At 66.2% G+C, this 25,775-nt stretch carries 20 protein-coding genes; 14 read left to right on the forward strand and 6 right to left on the reverse strand.

Translation table 11 applies throughout. From position 1 onward, the window contains the following. Positions 1–126 precede the first annotated feature (126 nt). On the forward strand, positions 127–705 hold the full coding sequence (locus tag ACQR1X_RS20740; RefSeq protein ID WP_315803494.1) for a hypothetical protein: 579 nt from the start codon (positions 127–129) through the stop codon (positions 703–705). 57 nt (positions 706–762) lie between these two features. Here ACQR1X_RS20740 and ACQR1X_RS20745 read toward each other — a convergent pair whose 3' ends face one another. Further along, positions 763–1,899: an alpha-hydroxy acid oxidase gene (locus tag ACQR1X_RS20745; RefSeq protein WP_316237586.1), complete on the reverse strand. Its 1,137-nt coding sequence runs from the start codon at positions 1,897–1,899 to the stop codon at positions 763–765. A 404-nt stretch (positions 1,900–2,303) separates the two neighbouring features. Between ACQR1X_RS20745 and glmM the strand changes: the two genes are divergently transcribed. From glmM to ACQR1X_RS20765, 4 genes are all read left to right on the forward strand, one after another. Further along, the gene (gene glmM / locus ACQR1X_RS20750; RefSeq protein WP_315803317.1) at positions 2,304–3,656 is read left to right on the forward strand and encodes a phosphoglucosamine mutase; all 1,353 of its coding nucleotides are present in this window, start codon (positions 2,304–2,306) and stop codon (positions 3,654–3,656) included. Between the two features lie 397 nt (positions 3,657–4,053). Next, positions 4,054–4,896, forward strand: coding sequence for an outer membrane protein (locus ACQR1X_RS20755; RefSeq protein WP_316217483.1), 843 nt, complete (start codon positions 4,054–4,056; stop codon positions 4,894–4,896). Between the two features lie 194 nt (positions 4,897–5,090). Continuing rightward, entirely contained in the window at positions 5,091–5,918 is an 828-nt protein-coding gene (locus tag ACQR1X_RS20760) for an outer membrane protein (protein ID WP_316237585.1), read from the forward strand. A gap of 28 nt (positions 5,919–5,946) precedes the next feature. Further along, on the forward strand, positions 5,947–6,402 hold the full coding sequence (locus ACQR1X_RS20765) for a GNAT family N-acetyltransferase (RefSeq protein ID WP_434881276.1): 456 nt from the start codon (positions 5,947–5,949) through the stop codon (positions 6,400–6,402). Here the strand turns inward: ACQR1X_RS20765 and ACQR1X_RS20770 are convergent, their stop codons facing one another. After that, on the reverse strand, positions 6,403–7,254 hold the full coding sequence (locus ACQR1X_RS20770) for an amidohydrolase family protein (RefSeq protein WP_434899479.1): 852 nt from the start codon (positions 7,252–7,254) through the stop codon (positions 6,403–6,405). After that, positions 7,251–8,237 carry an aldo/keto reductase gene (locus tag ACQR1X_RS20775; protein WP_434899480.1) on the reverse strand — a complete coding sequence of 329 codons (987 nt, stop codon included), beginning with the start codon at positions 8,235–8,237 and terminating at the stop codon, positions 7,251–7,253. Before ACQR1X_RS20775 ends, ACQR1X_RS20770 begins: the two co-directional genes overlap by 4 nt. Positions 8,238–8,343: 106 nt before the next feature. On the opposite strand from ACQR1X_RS20775, the gene ACQR1X_RS20780 reads away from it, so the two are divergent. The 6 genes from ACQR1X_RS20780 to ACQR1X_RS20805 all read left to right on the forward strand — a co-directional run bounded on the left by ACQR1X_RS20780 (position 8,344) and on the right by ACQR1X_RS20805 (position 17,398). Continuing rightward, on the forward strand, positions 8,344–8,634 hold the full coding sequence (locus ACQR1X_RS20780) for a hypothetical protein (protein ID WP_315803323.1): 291 nt from the start codon (positions 8,344–8,346) through the stop codon (positions 8,632–8,634). 144 nt (positions 8,635–8,778) lie between these two features. Further along, positions 8,779–9,951: a phosphoserine transaminase gene (locus ACQR1X_RS20785; RefSeq protein ID WP_434894662.1), complete on the forward strand. Its 1,173-nt coding sequence runs from the start codon at positions 8,779–8,781 to the stop codon at positions 9,949–9,951. A 206-nt stretch (positions 9,952–10,157) separates the two neighbouring features. Then, positions 10,158–11,747 carry a phosphoglycerate dehydrogenase gene (gene serA, locus ACQR1X_RS20790; RefSeq protein WP_316237580.1) on the forward strand — a complete coding sequence of 530 codons (1,590 nt, stop codon included), beginning with the start codon at positions 10,158–10,160 and terminating at the stop codon, positions 11,745–11,747. A gap of 192 nt (positions 11,748–11,939) precedes the next feature. Further along, positions 11,940–13,607, forward strand: coding sequence for a mucoidy inhibitor MuiA family protein (locus ACQR1X_RS20795; protein ID WP_434899492.1), 1,668 nt, complete (start codon positions 11,940–11,942; stop codon positions 13,605–13,607). Positions 13,608–13,737: 130 nt separating this feature from the next. Next, positions 13,738–15,594 (forward strand): ATP-dependent zinc metalloprotease FtsH, encoded by a 1,857-nt coding sequence (gene ftsH / locus ACQR1X_RS20800; RefSeq protein ID WP_434899481.1) that lies wholly within the window; start codon positions 13,738–13,740, stop codon positions 15,592–15,594. Between the two features lie 118 nt (positions 15,595–15,712). Beyond that, positions 15,713–17,398, forward strand: coding sequence for a methyl-accepting chemotaxis protein (locus tag ACQR1X_RS20805; protein ID WP_316217478.1), 1,686 nt, complete (start codon positions 15,713–15,715; stop codon positions 17,396–17,398). 24 nt (positions 17,399–17,422) lie between these two features. On the opposite strand, the gene ACQR1X_RS20810 is transcribed toward ACQR1X_RS20805, so the two are convergent. The 3 genes from ACQR1X_RS20810 to mgtA form a co-directional block, all read right to left on the reverse strand. Continuing rightward, on the reverse strand, positions 17,423–18,355 hold the full coding sequence (locus ACQR1X_RS20810; RefSeq protein ID WP_434899482.1) for a DMT family transporter: 933 nt from the start codon (positions 18,353–18,355) through the stop codon (positions 17,423–17,425). A gap of 114 nt (positions 18,356–18,469) precedes the next feature. Then, positions 18,470–19,393, reverse strand: a complete 924-nt coding sequence (locus ACQR1X_RS20815; protein ID WP_316217476.1) for a DMT family transporter — start codon at positions 19,391–19,393, stop codon at positions 18,470–18,472. Positions 19,394–19,540: 147 nt separating this feature from the next. Further along, positions 19,541–22,102, reverse strand: a complete 2,562-nt coding sequence (gene mgtA, locus ACQR1X_RS20820) for a magnesium-translocating P-type ATPase (RefSeq protein ID WP_434899483.1) — start codon at positions 22,100–22,102, stop codon at positions 19,541–19,543. 210 nt (positions 22,103–22,312) lie between these two features. Here mgtA and ACQR1X_RS20825 point away from each other — a divergent pair, with 210 nt between their 5' ends. Genes ACQR1X_RS20825 through ACQR1X_RS20835 form a run of 3 tightly spaced genes read left to right on the forward strand, consistent with a single transcriptional unit; the run spans position 22,313 to position 25,480 of the window. Beyond that, the gene (locus ACQR1X_RS20825) at positions 22,313–23,581 is read left to right on the forward strand and encodes an efflux RND transporter periplasmic adaptor subunit (protein WP_434899484.1); all 1,269 of its coding nucleotides are present in this window, start codon (positions 22,313–22,315) and stop codon (positions 23,579–23,581) included. Continuing rightward, positions 23,578–24,804, forward strand: coding sequence for an ABC transporter permease (locus ACQR1X_RS20830; RefSeq protein WP_315803332.1), 1,227 nt, complete (start codon positions 23,578–23,580; stop codon positions 24,802–24,804). Before ACQR1X_RS20825 ends, ACQR1X_RS20830 begins: the two co-directional genes overlap by 4 nt. After that, entirely contained in the window at positions 24,797–25,480 is a 684-nt protein-coding gene (locus tag ACQR1X_RS20835) for an ABC transporter ATP-binding protein (RefSeq protein ID WP_434899485.1), read from the forward strand. Before ACQR1X_RS20830 ends, ACQR1X_RS20835 begins: the two co-directional genes overlap by 8 nt. Positions 25,481–25,775 lie beyond the last annotated feature (295 nt).

Consider the following 25,775-nt stretch of genomic DNA (forward strand, 5'->3'; position numbering starts at 1 on the left):
TCTCCGGCGTTTCACTCGTCAGATGCCCGCGTCTCCGATACGAGCGCGGAACGCGTCTCTCGAGCCCTCGGAGTTTTCAGCATGTCTGCCCGTCTCGTTCTGATCCGTCCGGTCGCCGCGCTCGCAATGGTTGCGGCGGCGTCGCTGACCGCCATCGCGCAGCAGGCGCCAGTGCCGACGCGCGTGCGCGGCGCCATCGAAAGCGTCGACGCCGATACCATGACGGTGAAAGCCCGCAGCGGCGAGATCTTCAAGCTCCGCATGGCCGGTGATCTGCGCGTCTCGGGTGTCGTCAAGGCGCAGCTTTCCGACATCAAGCTGGGCTCGTTCATCGGCGCCACCACGGTGCCCGGCCCGGACGGCGCGCCGAAGGCGGTCGAGATCCACATTTTTCCCGAGGACATGCGCGGCACGGGCGAAGGCTCGCGGTCGTGGGACCTGAAGCCGAACTCGAGCATGACCAACGCCACCGTATCCGAAAGCTCGGTCTCGACCGACGGTCATACGTTGCTGGTCAAGTACAAGGGCGGCGAGAAGCGCGTCGACATCGCGCCGGACACGCCGATCGTCACCTTCGTGCCGGGCGACAAGTCCGAGCTGAAAGCCGGCGCCAAGGTGATCGCGATCGTCAAGCCGCTGCCTGATGGTTCGCTCGAGACCAGCCGCGTCAGCGTCGGCCGCGACGGGCTGACGCCGCCGATGTGAGCGGCGCCGCGAGCACGGTGCGCTCCCTCTCCCCTTAGACCCTCGACCCAACTCCGCCTAATCCGCCAGCACCTTGCGGTCGATCTCGGCCACCGTGTTGACGCCGCACAGGCCCATCGTCGTCAAGAGCTCGTTGCGGATGATGTCGATGGCCTTGGCGACGCCGGCCTGGCCGCCGGCGCCGAGGCCGTAGGCATAGGCGCGGCCGAGCATGCAGGATTTGGCACCGAGCGCGAGCGCACGCATCACGTCCTGGCCGGAGCGGATGCCGCCATCGAACATGATCTCGATCTTGTCGCCGACCGCTTCCGCAATGCCGGGCAGCACGTGGATCGAGGACGGCGCGCCGTCGAGCTGGCGGCCGCCGTGGTTGGAGACGACCATCGCCTGCGCGCCGGTCTCGACCGCGAGCTTGGCGTCTTCGATGTCGTGGATGCCCTTGATGATCAGCTTGCCCGGCCAGATCGAGCGGATCCAGTCGACGTCCTTCCAGTTCAGCGAGGTGTCGAACTGCGCCGCGGTCCAGGCCGAGAGCTTGGTCAGGTCCTCGGTGTTCTTCACGTGGCCGGCGATGTTGCCGAACGTCCGGCGCTTGCCCTGCAGCACGCCCTGCACCCAGGCCGGCCTGATCGCGAAATCGAACAGCTTCGACAGCGTCCATTCCGGCGGCACGCTCATGCCGTTCTTGATGTCCTGGTGACGCTGGCCGATCACCTGCAGGTCGACGGTCAGGCATAGTGCGCTGCACTTCGCGGCGATCGCGCGCTCGACCAGGGCCTTAATGAAGCCGCGGTCCTTCATGACGTAGAGCTGGAACCAGAACGGCTTCTCGACGCTAGCAGCGATGTCCTCGATCGAGCAGATCGACATCGTGCTCTGCGTGAACGGGATGCCGGCGGCCTGCGCCGCGCGGCAGGCGTGAATCTCGCCGTCGCCATGCTGCATGCCCAGGAGGCCGACCGGCGCCAGGATCAGCGGCATCGACGCGGGCTCGCCGAGGATCGTCGTCGACAGATCGCGCTTGGACACGTCGACCAGGATGCGCTGGCGGAATTTGATCTTCTGCAGATCGTCGCGGTTGGCGCGCAGCGTCTCCTCGGCATAGGAGCCGCGATCGGCGTAGTCGAAGAAGGCTTTGGGCACGCGGCGCTTGTGCAGCAGGCGCAGGTCTTCAATGCAGGTGACGTGTTTCATCGCGGTCTTCGGCTCCCCACCGGCGTCTCGTTTCTTAAGGCTGGGGCAGTCATCTAGCATCTTTGCGGCGCCTGCCAAATCCAACTTGGGAACCGCAACGGCGTCTGGGCAAGGCAGGGCAAACTGCGCGCGTCACGCAACACGACGTCGGGGCTGCCGGAGCGAGCACATTCCGGCTGCGGCGGGCTCCGGCGGGCGAGCCCTCCGGAGCCGTCAGGTCGAATGAAAAATTAGCCTTAACAACGGCTTACAGAGGCTATGGCGGTTTCGTGGTAATGATTCATCATATTTTTTGAAGCCATCTTAGCCTTAAGGCGACTATAACCCGCGGGCTGACCGGCAGGGCGGCTCCCGTGATTCGCAACCGCCGGTAACGAAATCCAGAAGCCGTTGCTGGGGGTCATATGAGCCGTAACTATTTCGGGACCGATGGGATTCGTGGCCGCGCCAACGGCCTGATCACGCCGGAACTCGCGCTCAAGGTGGGGCAGGCCGCAGGTCTTCTGTTCCAGCGCGGCGAGCACCGCCACCGCGTGGTGATCGGCAAGGATACGCGCCTCTCCGGGTACATGATCGAATACGCCATGGTGGCCGGCTTCACCTCGGTCGGCATGGACGTGCTGCTGGTCGGCCCGATGCCGACGCCGGCGGTCGCGATGCTCACCAAGTCGATGCGCGCCGATCTCGGCGTCATGATCTCGGCTTCGCACAATCTGTTCGAGGACAACGGCATCAAGCTGTTCGGGCCGCAGGGTTTCAAGCTGTCCGACGATGTCGAGAGGCAGATCGAGCAACTGCTCGATGAATCGCTCGACAAGAAGCTGGCGCAGAGCGCGAGCCTCGGCCGCGCCCGCCGCATCGACGGCGTGCACGATCGCTACATCGAATTCGCCAAACGCACCCTGCCGCGCGACCTCTCGCTCGACGGCCTGCGCGTCGTGGTCGATTGCGCCAATGGCGCGGCCTACAAGGTCGTGCCCGAGGCGCTGTGGGAGCTCGGCGCCGACGTGATCTCGATCGGCGTCGATCCGGACGGCTTCAACATCAACAAGGAATGCGGCTCGACCTCGCCGGAGGCGCTGTGCCGCAAGGTGCGTGAGATGCGCGCCGACATCGGCATCGCGCTCGACGGCGACGCGGATCGCGTGATCCTGGTCGATGAGCGCGGCCACATCGTCGATGGCGACCAGCTGCTCGCGGTCATCGCGCAGAGCTGGAAGGAGGACGGCCGCCTGGCGCGCGCCGGTATCGTCGCGACCGTGATGTCCAATCTCGGTCTCGAGCGCTTCCTGCAGGGGCAGGGGCTCGAACTGGTGCGCACGCCGGTCGGCGACCGCTACGTTCTCGAGCGCATGCTGGCCGACGGCTACAATCTCGGCGGCGAGCAGTCGGGCCATATCATTCTCTCGGACTACGCGACCACGGGGGACGGCTTCGTCGCCGCGCTGCAGGTGCTGGCGACGGTGCAGAGGCTGCGCCGTCCGGTGTCCGAGGTCTGCCACCGCTTCGATCCGCTGCCGCAGATCCTCAAGAATGTGCGCTATCGCAGCGGCAAGCCGCTCGACGCGGACGAGGTGAAGTCGGCGATCGATACCGGACAGAAGCGCCTCAACGGCCATGGCCGACTGCTCGTGCGCTCCTCCGGCACCGAGCCGGTGATCCGCGTGATGGGCGAGGGCGACGACCGCGACCTGGTCGAGGAGGTCGTCGACGAGATCGTGGCCGCGGTGGGCAATGCGGCGGCTGCTGCCGCCTGATCACCGGCGATCATATTTTCGATTGTGGCCTGTCATCGTCAGATGGCAGGCCTTTTTGCTGGCTCACGATCTTCTCGCGTCCGAGTACGTCGCCAGGATGCTTCTGATCGCGTCGTTCAACCATTTCGTACGGCGGATCGGTATTTGGAAGGCATGGCTTCGCCATGAGCCGGGTCGGTCGACTAATTAGTTCGCATTGCCTGCATCGCCCGGCGCAGCCGCTAACGATCTGTTAGGATGAGTTGTCCGGCCGTTAACGGTTCCCACTCGCTCATGGAAAATCAACCTTAATTATTAGGGTTAAGCGCCGCTTAAGCATTTGGTGCGATTGTACGGCCGTCAGTTGTGATGTGGGGCCTGGTTCTCGATTGCCTCACCGGCCAAAGGGACGAAGCCAATGCGTAGCGTTATGTCTTTGATCGCCGCCGGAGCGGCCTCTCTGTTTTCCACTCTGGCCTTTGCGGCCGACATGCCCATCATGCCGCCTCCGGTCTACGCGCCGCCGCCGGCGGCCGATTTCGGCGGCTGGTACCTGCGCGGCGACATCGGCTTCAGCAATCAGAAGGTCAAGGACGTCCATTATTCGCGCGAGTCGGCCTATACGCCGATGACGTCGTTCAATCAGACCTCGGCGTTCGATACCGCGGGTATCTACGGCGTCGGCGTCGGCTATCGCTTCAACAGCTGGTTCCGCGCCGATGTCACCGGACAGTATCGCGGCAATTCGAACTTCAAGGCCACCGACCGCTTCAACGCGACCGCGGGCGGCGTGCCCTATAGCGGCATCGACAATTACAGCGGCAGCAAGTCGGAATGGCTGGTGCTCGCCAACGCCTATGTCGATCTCGGCACCTGGTGGTGCGTGACGCCGTTCATCGGCGCGGGCGTCGGCGGCGCGCGGGTGACGGTCTCGAACTTTACCGACACCGGCATCAACAACCTGCCGTTCACGACCACGAGTTTCGCGACGGCGCCGACCTCCTCGAAATGGAATTTCGCCTGGGCGGCCCATGCTGGTCTGGCCTACAACGTCAATCCGAACCTGGTGCTGGAGCTGGCCTACAGCTACGTCGATCTCGGTCAAGGCCAGACCGGCGTCCTGTCCGACTATGTCGGCAACACCACCGGCAACGTGTTCAAGTTCAAGGACATCACCTCGCACGACCTGAAGCTCGGCGTGCGCTGGAATTTCGACCAGCCGCCGCCGCCTCCGATGCCGGCGCTGATCCGCAAGGGCTGAGCCGAGCGGTCGCCACTCACTGCACTCGAACGAGCGGCGCGGGTCTTCCCGCGCCGTTCTTACGTTTCTGATCCGGCGCAGCGTGCTGCGTCTTCGCGGAAAGAATTTCCGCGCAGGGCGCTACGACAACGAATGATTAAGGTTAACGCGCGATGATCGGAACAGAGAGTTCAAGTGCTGATTGGAGCGTTGCAATGCGTAGCCTGGTGGTGGCGGTCTCGGTGTGCGGCATGATCTCGGCAGCGCAGGCCGCGGATTTGTCCGATCTGCCCATCCTGAGGGGCAGCATGACCGAGGGCCTGAACAATTCGCGCGTCAACTGGGACGGCTACTACGTCGGCGTCCAGGGCGGCTATGGCTCGTCCGACGAGAATTTCAACGGCTCGACCAAGAACATGACGGCGGCGGTGCTGGCCAACACGCTGATCGAGAGCCAGATGCAGGTCTCGTCCTGGAACCCGAACCTCGGCAAGCAATCCTCGCGCGCATCGGGCTTCGGCGCCTTCGTCGGCTACAACAGTCAGTGGGACGACGTCGTGCTCGGCGTCGAGGCGAGCTATCTGCACGGCAAATACGGCGGCATGGCCTCTTCGAGCCGCACGCTCGTCAGCACGGCCGCACTGACCGACGGCAACTTCCACGCCGTGACGTCGACGCAGTCCTCGCAGATCTCGATCACCGACATGGCAACGATCCGCGGTCGTGCCGGCTATGCGATGGGCTGCTTCCTGCCCTACGCATTTTTCGGCCTTGCACTCGGCAACGCAGATATCGGCCAGTCCGTGACGGTTCAGGACCGGGTCAGCACGACATTTCTCGGCACCTACACGCCGCTTGCGCCGCTCAGCGCCAACAACCTTCAGCACAATCACCTGATCTACGGCTACAGCGCCGGTCTCGGCGTCGACGTCAATCTGGTCGGCGGTCTGTTCGCACGGGCCGAATACGAGTATGTCCGCTTCACCTCGACGGTCGACACCAGCATCAATACGGTGCGCGCGGGCCTCGGCTACAAGTTCTGAGCTGATTGCAAGCCTGTTCTGTATGCCGATGTCCATCAGCATCCGTCCTGCGCAGCGCGACGACGTCGCTGCCATTGTCGCCATGCTCGCCGACGATCATCTCGGCCGGGCGCGCGAGCGCCTCGAGCAGCCGTTGCCGCAGTCCTACTACGACGCGTTCGAGACGATCGCGCGGGATGGGAACATCACCCTGATCGTTGCCGAGGAGGCGGGCCGGGTGGTCGGCTGCCTGCAACTCTGCATCCTGCCCGGGCTCAGCTCGCAAGGTGCGTCGCGCGCGCTGGTCGAGGATGTTCGGGTCGCCACCGACCGCCGCAGCCGCGGCATCGGCGAGCAGCTGCTGCAATGGGCGATCGCCGAGGCGCGCAAGCAGCGCTGCAATCTGGTCGAGCTGATGACGCATCAGAGTCGCACCGACGCGCAGCGCTTCTACGAGCGGCTCGGCTTCGCCAAGAGCCATTTCGGCATGGTGATGCGGTTCTGATCAGCGCGGCAGGCGGTAGGCCGCGACGGCGTTCGGGCCGAACGCCTTGTCGCGGATGTCCGAGCCGAGCCGCATCAGGCACTGCTCCAGCGCCTGCTTGATTTCGCCGTAGCCGCCGGCGAGCAGGCACACCGGCCAGTCCGAGCCGAAGATCAGCCTGTCGGCGCCGAAGCAGCGCGCCACATATGTTACATAGGGCTGCAGCCGCTCCGCATCCCAGTCGGTCCAGACGGCTTCCGTGGTGAGCCCCGACACCTTGCACCAGACATTGCCGCAGGCCGCGAGCTCGGCGATGCGATCGGCCCAGTCCTGATCGAAGCCGGTGGCGATCGGCGGCTTGGCCGCGTGGTCCAGCACGAAGCGCGCCGTTGGGAAAGCACGCACGGTCGCGATCGTGGCTCGCAGCTCGCGCGTGCGCACCAACAGATCGTAGGTCAGGTCGCGGGCGAACACGCTGTCGAGGCCGCTCCTGACGTCGCCGCGAAAGATCCATGCCGGGTCGGCCTCGTCATGGACCTGGTGGCGGATGCCGACCAGCCGGTCGCCGCCGGGCAGGCTTCGCAGCCGATCGATCGTTGGTCCGACCGAGGGATCGGTCAGGTCGACCCAGCCGACCACCCCGGCGACGAACGGCGTCGCGTCGGCGATGCGCAGGAATTCCTCGGTCTCGTCGAGCGATGAGCGGGTCTGCACCAGGATGCTGGCCTCGAGACCGTTCTCGACGAGCAGCGGAGCGAGGTCGGCGGGACCGAACGGCCGGCGGATCGGCGCCAGCGCGTCACCGGCCATCCACGGATAGTCGGCGCGACCGGGATCCCAGAAGTGCTGATGCGCATCGATGACGCGGCTCATGGCGCGTCTCCCGGCAGCGGCGCCCGGGCATCGACGAGATTGCTGGCACGCAGATCGCGCCAGAACGCCGCTGGGATCGATGCTTGCGCCATCGTGATGTTGTCGGCCGCCTCCTGCGCATTGCGGGCGCCCTGCAGGCCGACGGTCACGGCCGGATGGGCCAGGCAGAACTGGATCGCGGCCGCCTTGAGCTCGGTGCCGTGCTGCCTGCACAACGAATCGAGCTGGCGCGCCCGCGCCACCAGCGCGGCATCGGCATCCTCGTAGTTGAACTTCGCCGGCCCGTGAGGGTTGGCGAGGATGCCGCTGTTGTAGATGCCGCCGAGGATGATGGCGATGTTCTTCTCGCGGCAGATTGGAAAGAGCGTCGTCAGCGCGCCCTGGTCGAGCAGCGTGTAGCGGCCCGCCAGCAGGAAGCAGTCGACCGGAACGGCCTGCGCAAAGCGCGCCAGCATCTCCGACTGGTTCATGCCGGCGCCGATCGCCTTGATGCTGCCTTCGTCGCGCAGCCGCTGCAGCGCGCGGAAGGCCCCCGCCACGGCTTCGTCATAGTGATCGTCGGGATCATGCACGAGCAGGATGTCGATGCGATCCAGGCCGAGCCGGACCAGGCTCTCCTCGACCGAACGCATCACGCCGTCATAGGAGTAGTCGAATTGTGGCCGCAGCGGCGGCGTGCCCTTGTAGTGCGGGTCTTCGCCCGAGGCCGTCGGGTCCGGCCGCAACAGCCGGCCGACCTTGGTCGAGATCACGTAGCTGTCGCGCGGCTGCCGGCGCAAGAACGCGCCGAGCCGCTGCTCGGCGAGGCCGAAGCCGTACAGCGGCGCGGTGTCGTAGAAGCGCACGCCGCGCGACCACGCCGCGGCGATCGTGGCTTCGGCATCGCCATCGCTGACCGGCGCGAACAGGCCGCCGAGCGGCGCCGTGCCGAGGCCGAGACGGGTGATGTCGAGCGAGCTCCTCCCGAGACGGACGCGTTCCATTCTTCTATCCTTGTTGTTCGGCGCGTGCAGATCGCGTCATTGTGCATGGATGCGTTCGACGAAACAATGACGTCGCATGGTGCAGCACAACGAAGAGGAGGGGACGATGTCGGCGATCAATCCACTGACGGCCTTCGGAGTCGTGCTGGCGACGGCGGCGACCGACGCGGTCTACGTGATGTTCACGTCGGCGGTCGTCGCCAAGCGGCGCGTATCGGCCGCGACCTGGAGCTCGATCTGGTACATGCTCTCGTCATTCGCCGTGATCAGCTACACGGAGAACTGGATCTACGTCGCGTTCGCTGCGGTCGGCTCCTGGATCGGCGCCTACGCCTCGATGACCTTCCTGCATCGTCCTCCGGCTGGCCAGTCGCCCGTCGGTGCCGCGCCGGAATGAATTGCATTCGCTTGCATGCCAGCACGACTGCGTGAACGCCGGCGCGAGCGCGCGAAGTTCCTTGACGCGGAACGACCCTTCCCGTAATCACCGGGGCGGGACACCTCCCCCCAACGGGAGGCTTACTATCTGGAAGGATAGACGATGACTGCAGCGAAGCCCTCGCAGCGGCCTGTTGTGCCGCATTTCTCCTCCGGCCCCTGCGCCAAGCGTCCCGGATGGACCTCCGAAAATCTCAAGGACGCTCCCCTCGGCCGCTCGCATCGCGCGAAGGTCGGCAAAGCCAAGCTCAAGCAGGCGATCGAGCTGACGCGCGACGTTCTCGAAGTGCCGGCCGACTACAAGATCGGCATCGTGCCCGCGTCCGACACGGGCGCGGTCGAGATGGCGCTGTGGTCGCTGCTCGGTGCGCGGCCCGTCACCACGATCGCCTGGGAATCGTTCGGCGAAGGCTGGGTCAGCGACATCGTCAAGGAGCTCAGGCTCAAGGACGTCACCAAGCTGCATGCCGGCTATGGCGAGATCCCGGATCTGTCGAAGGTCGATCCGGCCAGCGACGTCGTCTTCACCTGGAACGGCACCACCTCGGGCGTCCGCGTTCCCAACGCCGACTGGATCAGCGCGACGCGTGAAGGCCTGACCATCTGCGATGCGACCTCCGCTGCATTCGCCCAGCCGCTTGACTGGCCGAAGCTCGACGTCGTCACCTTCTCCTGGCAGAAGGCGCTCGGCGGCGAAGCCGCGCATGGCATGCTCATCCTGTCGCCGCGCGCAGTCGAGCGTCTCGAGACCTACAAGCCGGCCTGGCCGCTGCCGAAGATCTTCCGCCTCACCAAGGGCGGCAAGCTCAATGCCGGCATCTTCGAGGGCGAGACCATCAACACGCCGTCGATGCTGTGCGTCGAGGACTATCTGGATGCGCTCACTTGGGGCAAGTCGATCGGCGGCCTGAAGGCGCTGATCGCCCGCGCCGACGCCAATACCAAGGTGCTGGCCGACTGGAAGGCGCGCACGCCCTGGATCGACTTCCTGGCGCAGGATCCCGCGATCCGCTCCAACACCTCGGTGTGCCTCAAGGTCATCGATCCCGCGATCACATCGCTGTCGGCCGATGCCCAGGCGGAGTTCGCCAAGAAGCTGGTGGCGCTGGTCGAGAAGGAGAACGCCGGCTTCGACTTCGCACACTATCGCGATGCGCCGGCTGGCCTGCGCATCTGGTGCGGCGCCACCGTGGAAGCGAGCGACGTCGCGCTGCTGACGCAGTGGATCGACTGGGCGTTCGCCGAGGCCAAGGCTGCGCTGCCGAAGGCCGCCTGAAGCACGTGCTGTCTTCGTAGGGTGGGCAAAGGCGCGTAGCGCCGTGCCCACCCTCTATCTCACCTCACGCGAGAGAGCGGTGGGCACGCTCCCGCCTTCGCTCGAAGAGCTACGGCGGGCAAGTCGCTTTGCCCACCCCACAAGTTTCCAACTCATCTCGGCGCCCTGCGCCGTCCCTCGCAAAGAGGGCGTGAAGGAACATCGTCATGTCCAAACCCAAAGTTCTCATTTCCGACGCACTCTCCCCGGCTGCCGTGCAGATTTTCAAGGATCGCGGCATCGAGGTCGACTTCCAGCCCAATCTCGGCAAGGACAAGGACAAGCTCGCCGACATCGTCGGCGACTATGACGGCCTTGCGATCCGCTCCGCCACCAAGGCCACGGCCAAGATCATCGAGCGCGCCAAGCGGCTCAAGGTGATCGGCCGCGCCGGCATCGGCGTCGACAATGTCGAGATCCCCGCGGCGACCGCCAAGGGCATCATCGTGATGAACACGCCGTTCGGCAATTCGATCACCACCGCCGAGCATGCGATCACGATGATGCTGTCGCTGGCGCGCGAGATCCCGCAGGCCGACGCCTCGACCCAGGCCGGCAAGTGGGAGAAGAACCGCTTCATGGGCGTCGAGATCACCGGCAAGACGCTGGGCGTGATCGGCTGCGGCAATATCGGCTCGATCGTCTGCGACCGTGCGCAGGGCCTGCGCATGAAGGTGATCGGCTTCGATCCGTTCCTCACCGAGGAGCGCGCGCTCGATCTCGGCGTCGAGAAGGTCGAGCTCGAGGAGCTGCTGAAGCGCGCCGATTTCATCACGCTGCACACGCCGCTGACCGACAAGACCCGCAACATCATCGATGCCGCGGCGATCGCCAAGATGAAGCAGGGCGTGCGCATCATCAATTGCGCCCGCGGCGGCCTGATCGACGAGCAGGCGCTGCTCGCGGCGCTCAACAGCAAGCATGTCGCGGGTGCCGCGCTCGACGTGTTCGCCGAGGAGCCGGCCACCAGCAATCCGCTGTTCGGCCATGCCAACGTGATCTGCACGCCGCATCTCGGCGCCTCGACCACGGAAGCGCAGGAGAATGTCGCGCTGCAGATCGCCGAGCAGATGTCGGACTACCTGCTCACCGGCGCGATCTCGAACGCGATCAACTTCCCGTCGATCACGGCCGAGGAAGCGCCCAAGCTGAAGCCGTTCATCGCGCTCGCCGAGAAGCTCGGCTCGTTCGCGGGCCAGCTCACCGAAAGCAGCATCACCAAGATCCAGATCACCTATGAAGGCCACGTCGCCGAGATGAAGACCCGGGCGCTGACCTCGGCGGTGCTGGCCGGACTGCTGCGGCCGATGCTGGGCGAGGTCAACGTGGTCTCGGCGCCGGTGATCGCCAAGGAGCGCGGCATGATCGTCGACGAGGTGCTGCGCGCCGGCGAGAGCGACTATGAGAGCCTGATCACGGTCGCGGTCACCACCGAGCACCAGGAGCGCGCGGTGTCGGGCACGGTCTACGCCGACGGCAAGCCGCGCCTCGTCGACATCAAGGGCATCCGTGTCGACGCCGAGTTCGGCAAGTCGATGATCTACGTCACCAACGAGGACAAGCCGGGCTTCATCGGCAAGTTCGCAAGCCTCCTGGGCGATGCCAAGATCAACATCGCGACCTTCCATCTCGGCCGCGTCGCGCCGGGCAGCGACGCGATCGCGCTGGTCGAGGTCGACGGTGCGGTGCCGGCCGATCTGCTCGCCAAGATCCAGGCGCTGCCGCAGGTCAAGCAGGCCAAGGCGCTGGCGTTCTGATCGTCCGATGAGATGAGTTGCAACGGCGGCGCGGCCTCTGGCCCTGTCGCCGTTGCGACTCTGAAGGGCCATCGAGCGACCGGCCCTTCAAGCCGTCGATTGAACCCGGCTTTCTTTCCCTGCGTCTAACGCCCGATGAAGGACCGGCTGATCCGGTCCCGTGGGCGTTGGGCTGCGGAGAAAGTGATGACCATGCGAAACAAGGGCCTGCTTGCCACGGGTCTCGTCCTGGGTGCTGCGCTGACGGCGGTGCCCGGCCATGCGGCAAACGTCGATACGACCTCCACCGTCGATGCCGTGACAGTCTATCCGGATGGCGCGACGGTGACCCGGGTCATCTCGCTCGACCTTCCCGCAGGTGACAGCACCGCGATCGCCAAGGACTTCCCGCTCGGCCTCGATGCGTCCTCGCTGCGCGTGGAAGGCGAGGCCGGCACCAAGCTCGTGATCGGCACCGTCGACGCCAAGCCGCCGCGTGCGGCGCCGCCCGTCAACCTGCCCGACATCGACAAGCGCATCGAAGCGCTGCAGGACGAGCGTGCCAATCTCGACGGCGCGATTGCAGCGGCTGTTGCGCGCAAGAAATTTGCCGAGCGTTTTGCCGAGGCATCGCCGGCCGGGCTCGGCGAGAAGGGCGAGGCGCGTCCGATCACGGAATGGCGTGCCGCGTTCGCCGCCGTTGCCGACGAGGTCGGACAGGCCGACGCGGCGATCCGTGGTGCGGAGCGCAAGCAGCGCGAGATCGATCGCGAGATCGCGCGCCTGCAAGACAATCTCACGACGAAGCCCCCGAGCAAGCTGGAGGTGCGGATCGAATTGTCGGCGGCGGCAGCGACCAAGGCGACCTTGCGCGTGACCTACGCGGTGCGCAATGCCCGCTGGGTGCCGCTCTATGACGCGCGTCTTGACACGTCGGCGAAGGACCACAAACCGGCTCTCGAGCTGGTGCGACGCGCCGAGATCCAGCAGGCCACCGGCGAGGACTGGCCCGAGGTCGCGCTCACGGTTTCGACGGTGCGGACCGGACGCGGCGGCAGTGCGCCCGAGCTCAGGACGATCATCGCGCAATATCCGCCGCCGCCACCGCCAGCGCCGAAGCCGGCCGCCGTGAGCGCGGCACGAGGACTCATGGAGAGCCGGCAGGAGTTTCGCTTTAACGGAGGGACGACGTTCGGAGATGTCGCGGACAAGGCCGTCGAGCAGCAGACGGTCGCGGACATCAGCGCCTTCCAGACCGTCTTCCGTCTTCCCGGACGCGTCAGCGTCAGTGCCAATGATGGCGCGAAGAGCCTGCGCATCTCCACCGCGACGATCACGCCCGAACTGACGATCCGTTCCGCGCCCGTCATCGATCCCACCGCCTATCTCGAAGCGAGCTTCCCACAGGCGGAGGACGCGCCGCTGCTGCCGGGCAAGGTCTCGATCTATCGCGACGGCATGTTCGTCGGCACCAGCAGATTGGCCGCCGCGGGCAAGGATGAGCCCGTTCGCCTCGGCTTCGGGGCCGACGACAAGGTCAAGGTCGAGCGTAGTGTCGTCAAGCGCAACGAAGGCTCGGCCGGCCTGATCGTGACGACGGCGAAGATCGACGAGCGCGCCTTCAAGACGACGGTCCGCAACGCGCATGATTTCCCGGTCAAGGTCGCGATCCAGGATCAGCTGCCGGTCAGCGAGAACGAAGAGATCACGGTCGAGATGCTTCCTGCGACCACGCCGCCGGTCTCGACCAACGTCCGCGACCGGCGTGGCGTCGTCGAATGGGTGATCGACGCCAAACCCGGCGAGACCAAGGATATCGCCTTCGCCTGGCGCGTGCGCTGGCCGAAGGACAAGTCGATCGTGATGCAGCCGTCGGGCTGAGTGCCGGGCGGGGGGACTGGTGCCGCTTGATCCATGACAAGCTGCCCGGTCCCGGTCCTGTTATGCGCGAGTGGAACCCCGTTGATCACGTCCTGTCCGGCCGTGATCAATCTCGACCGAGAGCGCCGACATGGAATCCGACCCGAACACCCGCAAGCAGGCCGTCGCCGTCGGCTACATCTTCCTCGCCGGCGTCGGCATGCTGCTGCTGCAGTGGCTGCTGACGACCTACAACACGGTCGAGACCATTCCATACAGCCAGTTCGAGCAATTGATCGAGCAGGGCAAGATCTCCGAGGTGTCGGTCAGCCAGGACACCATCCAGGGGAAGTTCAAGGACAAGCAGTCCGACGGCAAGACGTCGTTCATCACCGCGCGCGTCGATCCGCCGCTGGCCGAGAAGCTTGCCGCGAAGGGCGTGAAGGTGACCGGCGTGCCCTCGGGCGGGCTGATCCAGACGCTGCTGTCCTGGGTCGTGCCGGCGCTGATGTTCTATCTCATCTGGGTGTTCCTCGGCCGCAAGGTGATGGACCGCCAAGGCTTCGGCGGTCTGATGTCGATCGGCAAGTCGCGCGCCAAGGTCTATGTCGAGACCGACACCAAGGTCACCTTCGCCGATGTCGCAGGGGTCGACGAGGCCAAGTTCGAGCTGCAGGAGGTCGTGCAGTTCCTGAAGGATCCGAAGAGCTATGGCCGGCTCGGCGCACACGTCCCCAAGGGCATCCTGCTGGTCGGCCCGCCCGGCACCGGCAAGACCCTGCTCGCGCGCGCGGTGGCGGGCGAAGCGGGGGTGGCGTTCTTCTCGATCTCCGGATCCGAGTTCGTGGAGATGTTCGTCGGCGTCGGCGCTGCCCGCGTGCGCGATCTGTTCGAGCAGGCCCGCAAGGCCGCGCCTTGCATCATCTTCATCGATGAGCTCGACGCGCTCGGCCGCAGCCGAACCGCGGGTGGCCAACTCGGCGGCTACGACGAGAAGGAGCAGACGCTCAATCAATTGCTGGCGGAGCTCGACGGCTTCGACCCAAGCTCCGGCGTCATCCTGCTCGCCGCCACCAACCGGCCGGAGATCCTCGATCCCGCGCTCATGCGCGCCGGCCGTTTCGATCGCCAGGTGCTGGTCGACCGTCCTGACAGGGGCGGGCGGCTCGCAATTCTCAAGGTGCATGTCCGCAAGATCACGGTCGCCGACAGCGTCGATCTCGACAAGGTCGCGGCACTGACGGCCGGCTTCACCGGCGCCGACCTCGCCAACCTGATCAACGAGGCGGCGATCGCGGCGACCCGCCGCAAGGGTCACGAGGTGACGTTCGACGATTTCACGATGGCGATCGAGCGCATCGTCGCCGGCATCGAGAAGAAGAGCCGCGTGCTCAGTCCCGCCGAGCGCCGCCGTGTCGCCTATCACGAGATGGGCCACGCGCTGGTCGCGGCCAATCTCGTCGGCGTCGATCCGGTGCAGAAGGTCTCGATCATTCCGCGCGGCGTCGGCGCGCTCGGCTACACGATGCAGCGCCCGACCGAGGATCGCTTTCTGCTCGCGGTCAGCGAGTTGAAGAACCGCATCGCCGTCCTGATGGGCGGCCGCGCCTCGGAGCAGTTGATCTTCGACGGCGACGTGTCGACCGGCGCCGCCGACGATCTGCAGCGCGCGACCGAGATCGCCATCGAGATGGTCACCAAATACGGGATGGATGCGACTGTCGGGCAGCGCACTTACGCGCCGCGTCCACAGATCTCGTTCCTGCAGCCGCAGGATCAGATCGTGTCGGCGGCCGAGGAGACCGGGCGCGAGATCGACCTCGCGGTGCGGGATCTGATCGCAGACGGCGATGCCCGTGCCAGGGCGATTCTCGAAAGCCATCGCCCGGACCTCGAGCGCGGCGTCGCCCTCCTGATCGCCAAGGAGACGCTGACCGCCGAGGAGTTCGCGCCATTGCGGCCCGCCTCCGCCGCGGCGCCGGCCCCGGATGCCGTTGTCCCGAGCTGATCCGGGTTTCTACGGGGGCGCGTTCGCAACCGAACTCTAACCATCACCTGATCAGTTAACCGGCAGCTCACCTTGACAGATCGAGGCCGTCGATCGGGGACCGGGCGGAGTTCTTTGCGTGCTGCTGAACAACCTGAAGATTGCCCCCAAGCTCGCCATCGTCGTCGGCGTCGCGATGCTGGGCCTTGCCGCGGCCGGTACGTTTGCCGGCACTCTGATGCAAAAGGAGATGGTCAATGCCCGCATCGAACAGTGCCGGGCGATCGTCGAGACCGCGCGTAACATGGCCCTCGGCCTCATCAAGGATGTCGAAGCCGGCAAATTGACGAAGGAGGCTGCGCTCGACGAGTTCGTCGATCGCGGGAGAACGATGACCTTCGACAAGGGCACGGGCTATCTGTTCGCCTATACGATGGACGGCAATGTGGTGCTGTCCCAGGATCCGAAGCAGCGCGGCTCGAACGTGATCGATTTCGAGCTCAACGGCCGCAAGCTCGTCGTCGAGCTGCGCGACGGCGTTGCCAAGGACGGCGAAGTCACCTTGCACTACGAATATCTGCGTCCCGGTCAGGAGCAGCCGACCCGCAAGATCTCCTATGCGGTGATGATTCCCGGCTGGAATACGTTCGTGGGCACCGGCGTCTATGTCGACGATCTCGACGCGAAGATGAAGCCGTTGAAATGGCTGATCTGGATGGCCTGCGCAGGCATCGCGGTCGTCGCCGGCGGGATCGCCTGGCTGATCAGCCGCAGCATCAGCGTGCCGCTCGATCGTCTCGGCGTCCGCATGCGCGAGATCGCCGACGGCCGGCTCGAGGGCGAGATTCCCGGTGTCGGCCGCGGCGACGAGATCGGCGGGATGGCCGCGACCGTCCAGATCTTCAAGGACAATGCGCTGCGGATGCGCGAGCTCGAGCAGGCCGAGGCCGCCACCCAGCAGCGCGCGGCCGCCGAGCGGACCGCGGCCATGCAGAACCTCGCAGCCGACTTCGAGCGCAGCGTCAATGGCATCGTCCGCTCGGTGGCGTCGGCGGCCGAGGGCATGCAGCACACCGCGCAGTCGATGACCTCGACCGCGAGCGATGCCAGCTCGCGCGCTTCGACCGTCAGCGCCGCCACCCAGAGCGCCAACGACAATGTCGGCACGGTCGCCGCCGCGGCCGAGGAGCTGTCGAGCTCGGTCAACGAGATTTCGCGCCAGGTCGCCCGCTCCAGCGAGATCGCGAGCAAAGCCGTGGGCGACGCGGAGCGCACCAATGCCACCGTTCAGGTGTTGTCGACCGGTGCCGAGAAGATCGGCGAGGTCGTCAAGCTGATCCATTCGATCGCAGCGCAGACCAACCTGCTGGCGCTGAACGCCACGATCGAAGCCGCCCGCGCCGGCGAATCCGGCAAGGGTTTTGCGGTCGTCGCTTCGGAGGTGAAGGCGCTCGCCAACCAGACGGCGAAGGCGACCGAGGAGATTTCGGCGCAGGTCGCGGCGATGCAGACCTCGACCCAGGATGCGGTCACCGCCATCAGCGGCATCACCCAGACCATCGCGCAGATGAGCGAGATCACCAATTCGATCTCGACCTCGATCGCGCAGCAGGGCGACGCGACGCGCGAGATCGCGCGCAACATCCAGTCGGTCGCGGCGGGCTCCAACGAGATCAGCGCCCATATCGGCGGCGTCACCAAGGCGGCGGAAGCGACGGGCATGGCCGCCTCGGAAGTGCTGTCGAGCGCACGTGAGCTCGACAGCCAGTCGGGCCTGCTGCAGCAGGCCGTCGATGGCTTCATGGCGAAGGTGCGAACGGCCTGAGGCTGCCTGGAACGGACCCCACGCTCAGGCCATCTTGGCGCCGCCCGTGCGCGAGGCGATGATCACGCCGGCGATGACCAGCGCATAGCCCATGAGGTGGAACAGCCTGAGCTCCTCGCCGAGCAGCAGGATCGCCAGCACCGAGCCGAACAACGGGACCAGGTGCAGGAACGGCGCGGCGCGGTTCGGTCCGATCAGGCTGATGCCGCGGTTGAAGAACAGATAGGCCAGCGTCGAGGCGAAGACGACGACGTAGCCGAGCGTCGCGATCGAGAGCAGGTCGGGCGCGAGCACGAACCCGGAGGAATATTCCCAGACCGCCAGCGGCAGCAGCAGAACGGCGCCGAGCGCCGTGCAGGACGAGATCAGCGACAACTGGTGCACCGCCGGCCGCCGCGTCATGGCGGCGGAGTAGAGGCCGAACACCAGCAATGCGCCCGCGAACATCAGGTCGCCGCGGTTGAACTGGATGCCCGCGAGCGCACCGAGATCGCCGCGCGTCAGGATCACCAGCACGCCGCTCAGCGACATCGCGATGCCTGCGAACTGGGCCAGGCTCAGCCTGACGCCGAACAGCAGCAACGACCACAGCGCCACGAACAGCGGCGTCGACGATTGGATCAGCAGCCCGTTGAGCGCCTGGGTGTATTGCATGGCCCAATAGGACAGCGCGTTGTTGATCGCGAATCCGGTCAGCGCCAGCAGCAGCAGAAGCGGCCAGTGCGCGAGCAGCGTGCGCCAGTCGCGCGCCAGGTGCGTGCGTGCGAACGGCCACAGCATCAGGAAGGTCCCGATCCAGCGGATGCACGACAGCGTCAGCGGCGGCACGTGCCCGGCGACGTAGCGCGCGAGCACGATGTTGCCGGCCCAGAACAGCGAAGCCAGCGTGAGCAGCACGTAAGGCTGGTTGTTGAGCCAGGCGAGCGGCGATGATGGCTTGATGTCGTCGGCGGGCAAGGGAGGCGGGACGCTCTGGCGGGGGGAGGACGCAAGGTGGGCCAAATCGCGGCGCTGCGCAATGCGCCGCCGGGGATTGGTGCCATGCAGGCGCCGTCGCCCGGGAGCAGCTTCTCACGTCGCCTGTTTGCGCGACGCCACGAACACGCCGGCCAGCACCAGGGCAAAGCCGATCACGTGGAAGATCTGCGGCTGCTCGCCGAGGAACACGAAGGCCATGATCGAGCCGAACACCGGCACCACGTGAAAGAACGGCGCGGCGCGGTTGGCGCCGATCAGGAGCACGCCGCGGTTGAAGCAGAGATAGGCGATCGTCGAAGGAAAGATCGCGACGTAGAGCAGCGACAACAGGTTCTGCGCGTCGAACGCCATGACCGGCCGCGCGTGGAGTTCCCAGATCAGCAGCGGAATGAGGCTGGCTGCACCGCAGCCGAAGGTGAAGGCGACCATCGACAGGCCGTGGATCTGCGGCCGCTTGATCGTCAGCACCGAGTAGAAGCCGAACACCGCCATCGCCAGCAGGAAGATCAGGTCCCCTCTGTTGAAGCTGATGTCGGCCAGCGCGGTGGGGTGACCGCGGGTCAGGATGAGCAGCACGCCCACGAGCGACAGCACGATGCCGATGGCCTGCGCCAGGGTCAGGTGCACGCGCAGCAGCAGCATCGACCAGATTGCCACGATGAGCGGACCAGCCGACTGCAGCAGCAGGGTGTTGAGGGCCTGCGTATATTCGAGCGACCAGTATTGCAGCGTGTTGAAGGCGCCGATGCCCGTCACGGACAATGCGATCATGATGCCGAGCCGCGACCGGATCGCGGGCCAGTCCTGGCGCAGCTGTTTCCAGGCGAGCGGCAGGATCAGCAGGAAGGCCAACGACCAGCGCAGGAACGACAACGTCACCGGCGGGATGTGGCCGGCGGCGAGCCGGCCGACGATCGAGTTGCCGGCCCAGCACAGCGCCGTGATGCTCAGCAATACGTAGGGCTGGTTGGCGATCCAGCCGGGCGCGGCGGACGCGGTGCGGTCGGCGGCAGACATGCGGCGCTGTAGGACCCGGTTGATGCGCCGCGGCAATCGGCCCGGCGATCCCAGGCCGAAGTTTCTCCCCGGCTGGGTCGACAGACACCAATTGCAGCTGCCTATCAAGAGGGCAGATGCATCGCGACCATGCAGCGATGATCGTCTTCAGGAGCCGGCATGCGGGGCATGTCCACGGTGCCGTCGCCGGGGTCCGGATTGGACCGCGACGGATTTGAGACGCTCCGCACTCAGCAGATAGACGATGACGAGAGCGGCGATGGCGGCCAAGACGATGGCAGGCGGCGCAACGAAGCCGAACCAGGCGCCGGCCGGGGTGAAGGGCACGACCAGCGCGACGGCGAGCGCAGTCAGTGACGACGCCGTCAGCATCGGATCGGCGCGGTTGCTCCATGGCCGTCCGTTGGTCCGGATGATGAAGATGACGAGGATCTGGGTCGCCATCGATTCGAGGAACCAGGCGGTCCGGAACTCGTCGGGCGTCGCGTGGAACAAATACAGCAGTGCGCCGAAGGTGAGAAAATCGAACAGCGATGACAGCGGGCCCATGATCGCGGCAAAGCGCAGCAGCCGCTTCATGTCCCAGCGCTGCGGCCGCGCGGTGGCCTGCGGACTCACACGATCGAACGGGATGCCGAGCTCGGAGAGATCGTAGAGCAGGTTGTTGAGCAGGATCTGCGTCGGCAGCATCGGCAGGAACGGCAGCATGATCGAGGCGACCGCCATCGACAGCATGTTGCCGAAATTCGAGCTCGCGCCCATCCGCACGTATTTCAGGATGTTGGCGAAGGTGCGCCGTCCTTCCTCCACGCCGTCGGCGACCACCTCGAGATCGGAGGCGAGCAGGATCATGTCGGCGGCCGATTGCGCCACGCCGGTCGCCCCGTCGACCGACAGGCCGATGTCGGCCACCTTCAGTGCCGGCGCGTCGTTGATGCCGTCACCCAGAAAGCCGACGACGTGGTCCGAGGCCTGCAGCGCCTTGACGATGCGCGATTTCTGATCGGGGGCGAGCCGGCCGAACGCATCGGCCGAACGCACCTGCACCGCAAGCGCATCGTCGCTGAGCTCGGCGATGTCGCTGCCGGACAGCACGCGATCCGCTCTCAGCCCGACCAGCCCGGCCAGTCGCTTGACCACGACCGGATCGTCGCCGGACAGGATCTTCAGCGCGATGCCGGCGCGCGCAAGCTGCGCGATGGCCGCGGCTGCGGTCGGCTTGGGCGGATCGGCGAACGCGCACAGACCCTCGAAGATCAGCTCCTGCTCGTCATCGGTCTCGATCTCGCGCGGCACGCCGGTCCAGGGCCGTGACGCGATGGCGACCGTGCGCAGGCCCTCGCGCGCCAGCGCGTGGACGCGCTCGCGCATGTCGGTGCGGCCGCTGTCGTCGAGCGGCGCGACGGTGCTGCCCTGCCGCTGCTGCGTGCACAGTTCGATCACCGCCTCCGGCGCGCCCTTCACGATCAGGATCTGTTCTGCCCCGCGTATCGCCAGCACCGAGCCGAGCCGGCGCGAGAAGTCGAAGGTCTGCTGTCCGCCCAGTGTCCATCCTGCCACCTCAAGGTCCGCGCCGGCGATGAGCGCGGTGTCGAGCGAACCACGATCACCGCCGAGTGCGGCAGCGATCGCGCCGAGCTCCGCGGCTCGCGGGTCGTCGCTGCCGTCGGGCGCGATGCTTCGGGCCAGCGTGATCTCGGCTGAGGTCAATGTTCCCGTCTTGTCGGTGCACAGCACCGACATCGCGCCGAGATCATGGATCGCCGCGAGCCGCTTCACGATCACCTTGCGCTTGGCCATGCGGAGCGCGCCGCGCGACAGCGTCACGGTCGTGATCATCGGCAGCAGCTCGGGCGTCAGTCCGACGGCCAGCGCCACCGAGAACAACAGCGAGTCGAGCACATCGCGTCCGAATACGACGCGCACCGTGAGCACGATCACGACCAGGGCCAGCGTCAGCCGCGCGATGACGAGGCCGAATTCGTGCAGGTCGCGCTCGAACGGCGTGCGGGCCTGCGCTTCGGCCAGCGCCGAGGCGGCAGCGCCGAACATCGTGTTCGGCCCGGTGTTGACGACGATCGCGACGGCCTCTCCGGTCTGGGCCACTGAGCCGCGAAACAGCACATTCGACGTGTCGTTCTCATCGCCGGGGATGCCGGCCTGTTTCGTCACGGGATAGGGCTCTCCCGTCAGCGCCGCCTCGCCGGCAGTGAAGGCCTTGCTTTCGGTGATCAGCGCATCGGCAGGAACGATGTCGCCCGCGCGGACGCGCAGGATGTCTCCGGGAACGACGGCGTCGACGTCGATCTCGCGATAGGCGCCGTCCCGCTTGACCTCGGCCTTCAGGGCCACGGAGCGGCGGAGCTCCTCGGCCGCCTTGACGGCATGCCCCTCCTGAACCGTATCGAGCCCGATCGACAGCGTGAGGATGAGGACGATGATGGCGCCGCCGATCACGTCGCCCGTCACCATCGAGATGATGCCGGCCACCAGCAGGATCAGCGATAACGGCTCGAGCAGGCGGCGAAGCACGGCGCGCATCGGCCCCACGACATGGGATGGGGAGTCGGCATTCCGGCCGTAGCGTTGCAGCCGCTGCCCGGCGTCGGCCCCGCCGAGGCCGTTCAGGTCGCAGCCCAGCGCTGCGGCTGCCTGCGCAGGCGACAGCCGCCAGAACCGGTGCAGGCCGGGGCTCGTATCGGTGCTCACATGCATCCGTTCATGTTCGTGGATGATTGGTGATGGTCATCTTGTCTGATTTGCATGAAGGATCGTGCGCCGGTTGACCTAGCGCAACATCCTGCTGCCGCGATCCCCTAGCTTTGCGGGCAATGCGCCGCGGGCTGACGGCCGCACCCGAGGAATGGATGGCGCCCGTCGCCGGGCATCATCCGCATTGACGAGTTTGTATTGAGGACCATGGCCGAACAAGCCGCAGCTCTCCCATCCCCCACCAAAGCCGCCGCTGGTCCGACCGTCCTGGCGGCGGTCTGGGCGCATCGCTGGTTCGCTCTCGCCATCATCGTGCTGCTCGGCCTTGGCGGCTGGCAAAGCGTCCGCGTCATGCTTGGGCCTGCCATCGTGGTCGATCAGGTCCGGCGCGGCGACCTCGTCGAGACTGTCGTCGCCAGCGGTCACGTCGAGACGCCGTTCCGCGTCGAGATCGGCAGCCAGATCACCGGCACCGTCGAGGAGGTGCTGGTGCTGGAAGGCCAGCATGTCACCAAGGGCCAGCCGCTGATCTCGCTGGAGTCGCGCGAACTGAAGGCCGCGGTGGTGCAGGCACAAGGGCAGGTGGCGCAGGCCGAGGCGCGGATGCGCCAGCTCGCCGAGCTGACCTTGCCGTCGGCGAAGGAGGCGTTGCGCCAGGTGCAGGCGACCTTGCTCAATGCCCAGCAGACCTATGACCGGACGTCGCAGCTGACCGGCAACGGCTATGCGACGCGCGCTGCGCTCGACGAGGCCCAGAAGACGCTCGACGTTGCGCTGGCGCAGAAGCGTGCCGCCGAATTCCAGGTCTTCACGGCGAGCCCCGGCGGCAGCGACTACGTCATGGCCGAGACGCAGCTGAACCAGGCGCGCGCCAATCTCGACACCGCGCAGTCGCGTCTCGGCTATGCGACGATCTCGGCGCCACGCGACGGCGTGCTGATCACGCGCAGTGTCGAGCGCGGCACCGTGGCGCAACCCGGCAAGACGCTGCTCGTCCTGGCACCTGCCGGCGATCTCCAGCTTGTCCTGCAGATCGACGAGCGCAATCTCGGCAAGCTGGCGCTCGGCCAGACGGCGCTGGCGTCGGCCGATGCCTATCCCGACAAGCGCTTCCCCGCCGTGGTCAGCTACATCAACCCCGGCATCGATATTTCCCGCGCGTCCGTCCAGGTCAAGCTGATCGTCAAGGACCCGCCCGACTATCTGCGCCAGGACATGACGGTGTCTGTCGACATCGAGGTCGCCTCCCGCAAGGATACGCTGGAGCTGCCGGTGCGCTCGGTTCACGATATCACCTCGGGACAGCCCTGGGTGCTCGGCGTGAAGGACGGCCGCGCCGCCAAGCAGCCGGTGCGCGTCGGCATCCGCGGCAACAGCCATGTCGAGATCGTCGACGGCTTGAATGCCGGTGACATGGCCGTGCCCCAGAGTTCCGGCATCCTGACCGGCCAGCGCTTCCGTCCGGTGCTGCCGTGAACCGCTGGCTGCCCTTCGAGTGGATCGCGGCGGTACGCTTCCTGCGCGAGGGCCGGCTGCAGACCTTGTTCATCATCGGCGGCATCGCGATCGGCGTCGGCGTCATCGTGTTCATGTCGGCGATGCTGGCCGGCCTCGAGGCCAATTTCATCAAGCGGGTGTTGACCTCGCAGCCGCAGATCCAGCTGCTGACGCCGGATCAGGTTGCGCGTCCCCTGCGCAACGACAATGGCGTTATCGAGGATGCCATCGTGCAGCGTCCGAGCCAGCGCGTGATCTCGATCGATCAATGGCCGAAGATCCGCAATCAGATGCTGGCGATGCCGGAGATCTCGGCGGTGTCGCCGACCATCTCCGGCTCCGCCCTCGCCATTCGCGGCGACGCCAGCCGCGCCGTGACGCTGTCCGGCATCGAGCCGGAGAGCTACTTCAGAATCGTGCGCGTGCCGGACTACATCGTCGCCGGCGAGCCGCGGCTGACCAGCGAGGACATCATCATCGGTACCGAGCTCGCCAGGGATCTCGGCGCCATCGTCGGCGACAAGCTCAATGTTCAGGCCGCCTCCGGCGCCAACCGCGTGCTGATCGTGACTGGCCTCGTCGACCTCGGCAGCAAGGGCGCCAATCAGCGCTCCGCCTATGTCGCGCTGCGCACGGCGCAGTCGCTGCTCGGCATGGTCGGCGGCGTCACCACGATCGACATGACCGTACGGGACATCTATGCCGCTGAGGACATTGCGCAGCGCATCCAGGCCGCCAATCGCGTCAAGGCCGACAGCTGGATCAAGACCAATGCCCAGTTCTTCACCGCGGTGCGCGCGCAGGCGACATCCAACACGCTGATCCGCGTCTTCGTCGCGCTCTCGGTCGCGTTCGGCATCGCCGCTGTGCTGATCGTCTCGGTAATCCAGCGCTCCAAGGAGATCGGGATCCTGCGTGCGATGGGCACCTCGCGCGGACAGATATTGCGCGTGTTCCTGCTGCAGGGCGGGCTGCTCGGCTTCGTCGGCTCGCTGTTCGGCGCGGCGATGGGCGCGGGTGCGCTGATCTATTGGCATGCGGTGCAGCGTCAGGCCGATGGCTCGGAGTTGTTTCCGTTGATCCTCGAACGCCGATTGTTCGTCATCACGGCCCTGCTCGCGACGGTGACGGGCCTGCTCGCCGCGACCGCGCCGGCGCTGCGCGCGGCCAAGCTCGATCCGGTGGTGGCGATCCGTGGCTGAGGTCCTGCTGCGACTGGAAAAGGTCTGCAAGGCCTACAATGTCGGGCTGTCGACCGAGACCGAGGTGCTGCACGATATCGACATCGAGGTCGACCGCGGCGAGTTCGTCGCGCTGATCGGCCCGTCCGGCTCCGGCAAGAGCACTCTGCTGAACATCGTCGGTCTCTTGGACCGGCCGACCTCCGGCCGGCTGACGATCAAGGGCCAGGATACTGCATCGCTCAATGATACCGAGCTCACCCATCTGCGCGGCCATACCATCGGTTTCATCTTTCAGTCTCATCTCCTGATCTCCGCCTTCACGGCCAAGGAGAACGTGATGATGCCGCTGCTGGTCGATCGCGGCTTCCCGGGTCCCGAGATCGAGGCGCAGGCGTCGAAGCTGCTCGACCAGGTCGGGCTGGCGAAATTCGCCGACCATCTCGCCAGCAACATGTCGGGCGGCCAGCAGCAGCGCGTCGCGGTGGCGCGGGCGCTGGCGATGAACCCCGATCTGGTCCTGGCGGACGAGCCGACCGGCAACCTCGACACCAAGTCTGCCGAGGCGGTCTTTGGCCTGATGCGCGACGTCAATCGGAAGGTCGGCACGAGCTTCCTGCTCGTCACCCACAACCTTGATCTGGCCCGGCGCTGCGATCGCATCATCGAGGTTGTCGACGGCCGCATCCAGAGCTGAGAGCTGGCCGCTTCGATCGTAGATTCGCCGCCGTTCGGGTGCTCAATGGAACTGCCCGGGTCGATGCGCCGCCAGAAGCGCACGGCCGGGTCGCCCGATCCGCAGCCGGGGCGGCTTGAAATTTTGGGGCTTATCAAAGGCTTGGTGGCGCTGTTGTGTGCTCCGAAGGCCCGTTCTCGCTTGCCTAGCCCGGCGGCTTCCTTTATCCGGTGGGTCGCCTCGCAAGCGAGCGGTCCTGGCCGCGATTTGGGCTGGGCGCATGGTTGGCCAGGCTGGCCCCTCATCGGAAGCGATT

Source organism: Bradyrhizobium sp. HKCCYLRH3073 (assembly GCF_051167995.1).
GTDB lineage: Bacteria > Pseudomonadota > Alphaproteobacteria > Rhizobiales > Xanthobacteraceae > Bradyrhizobium.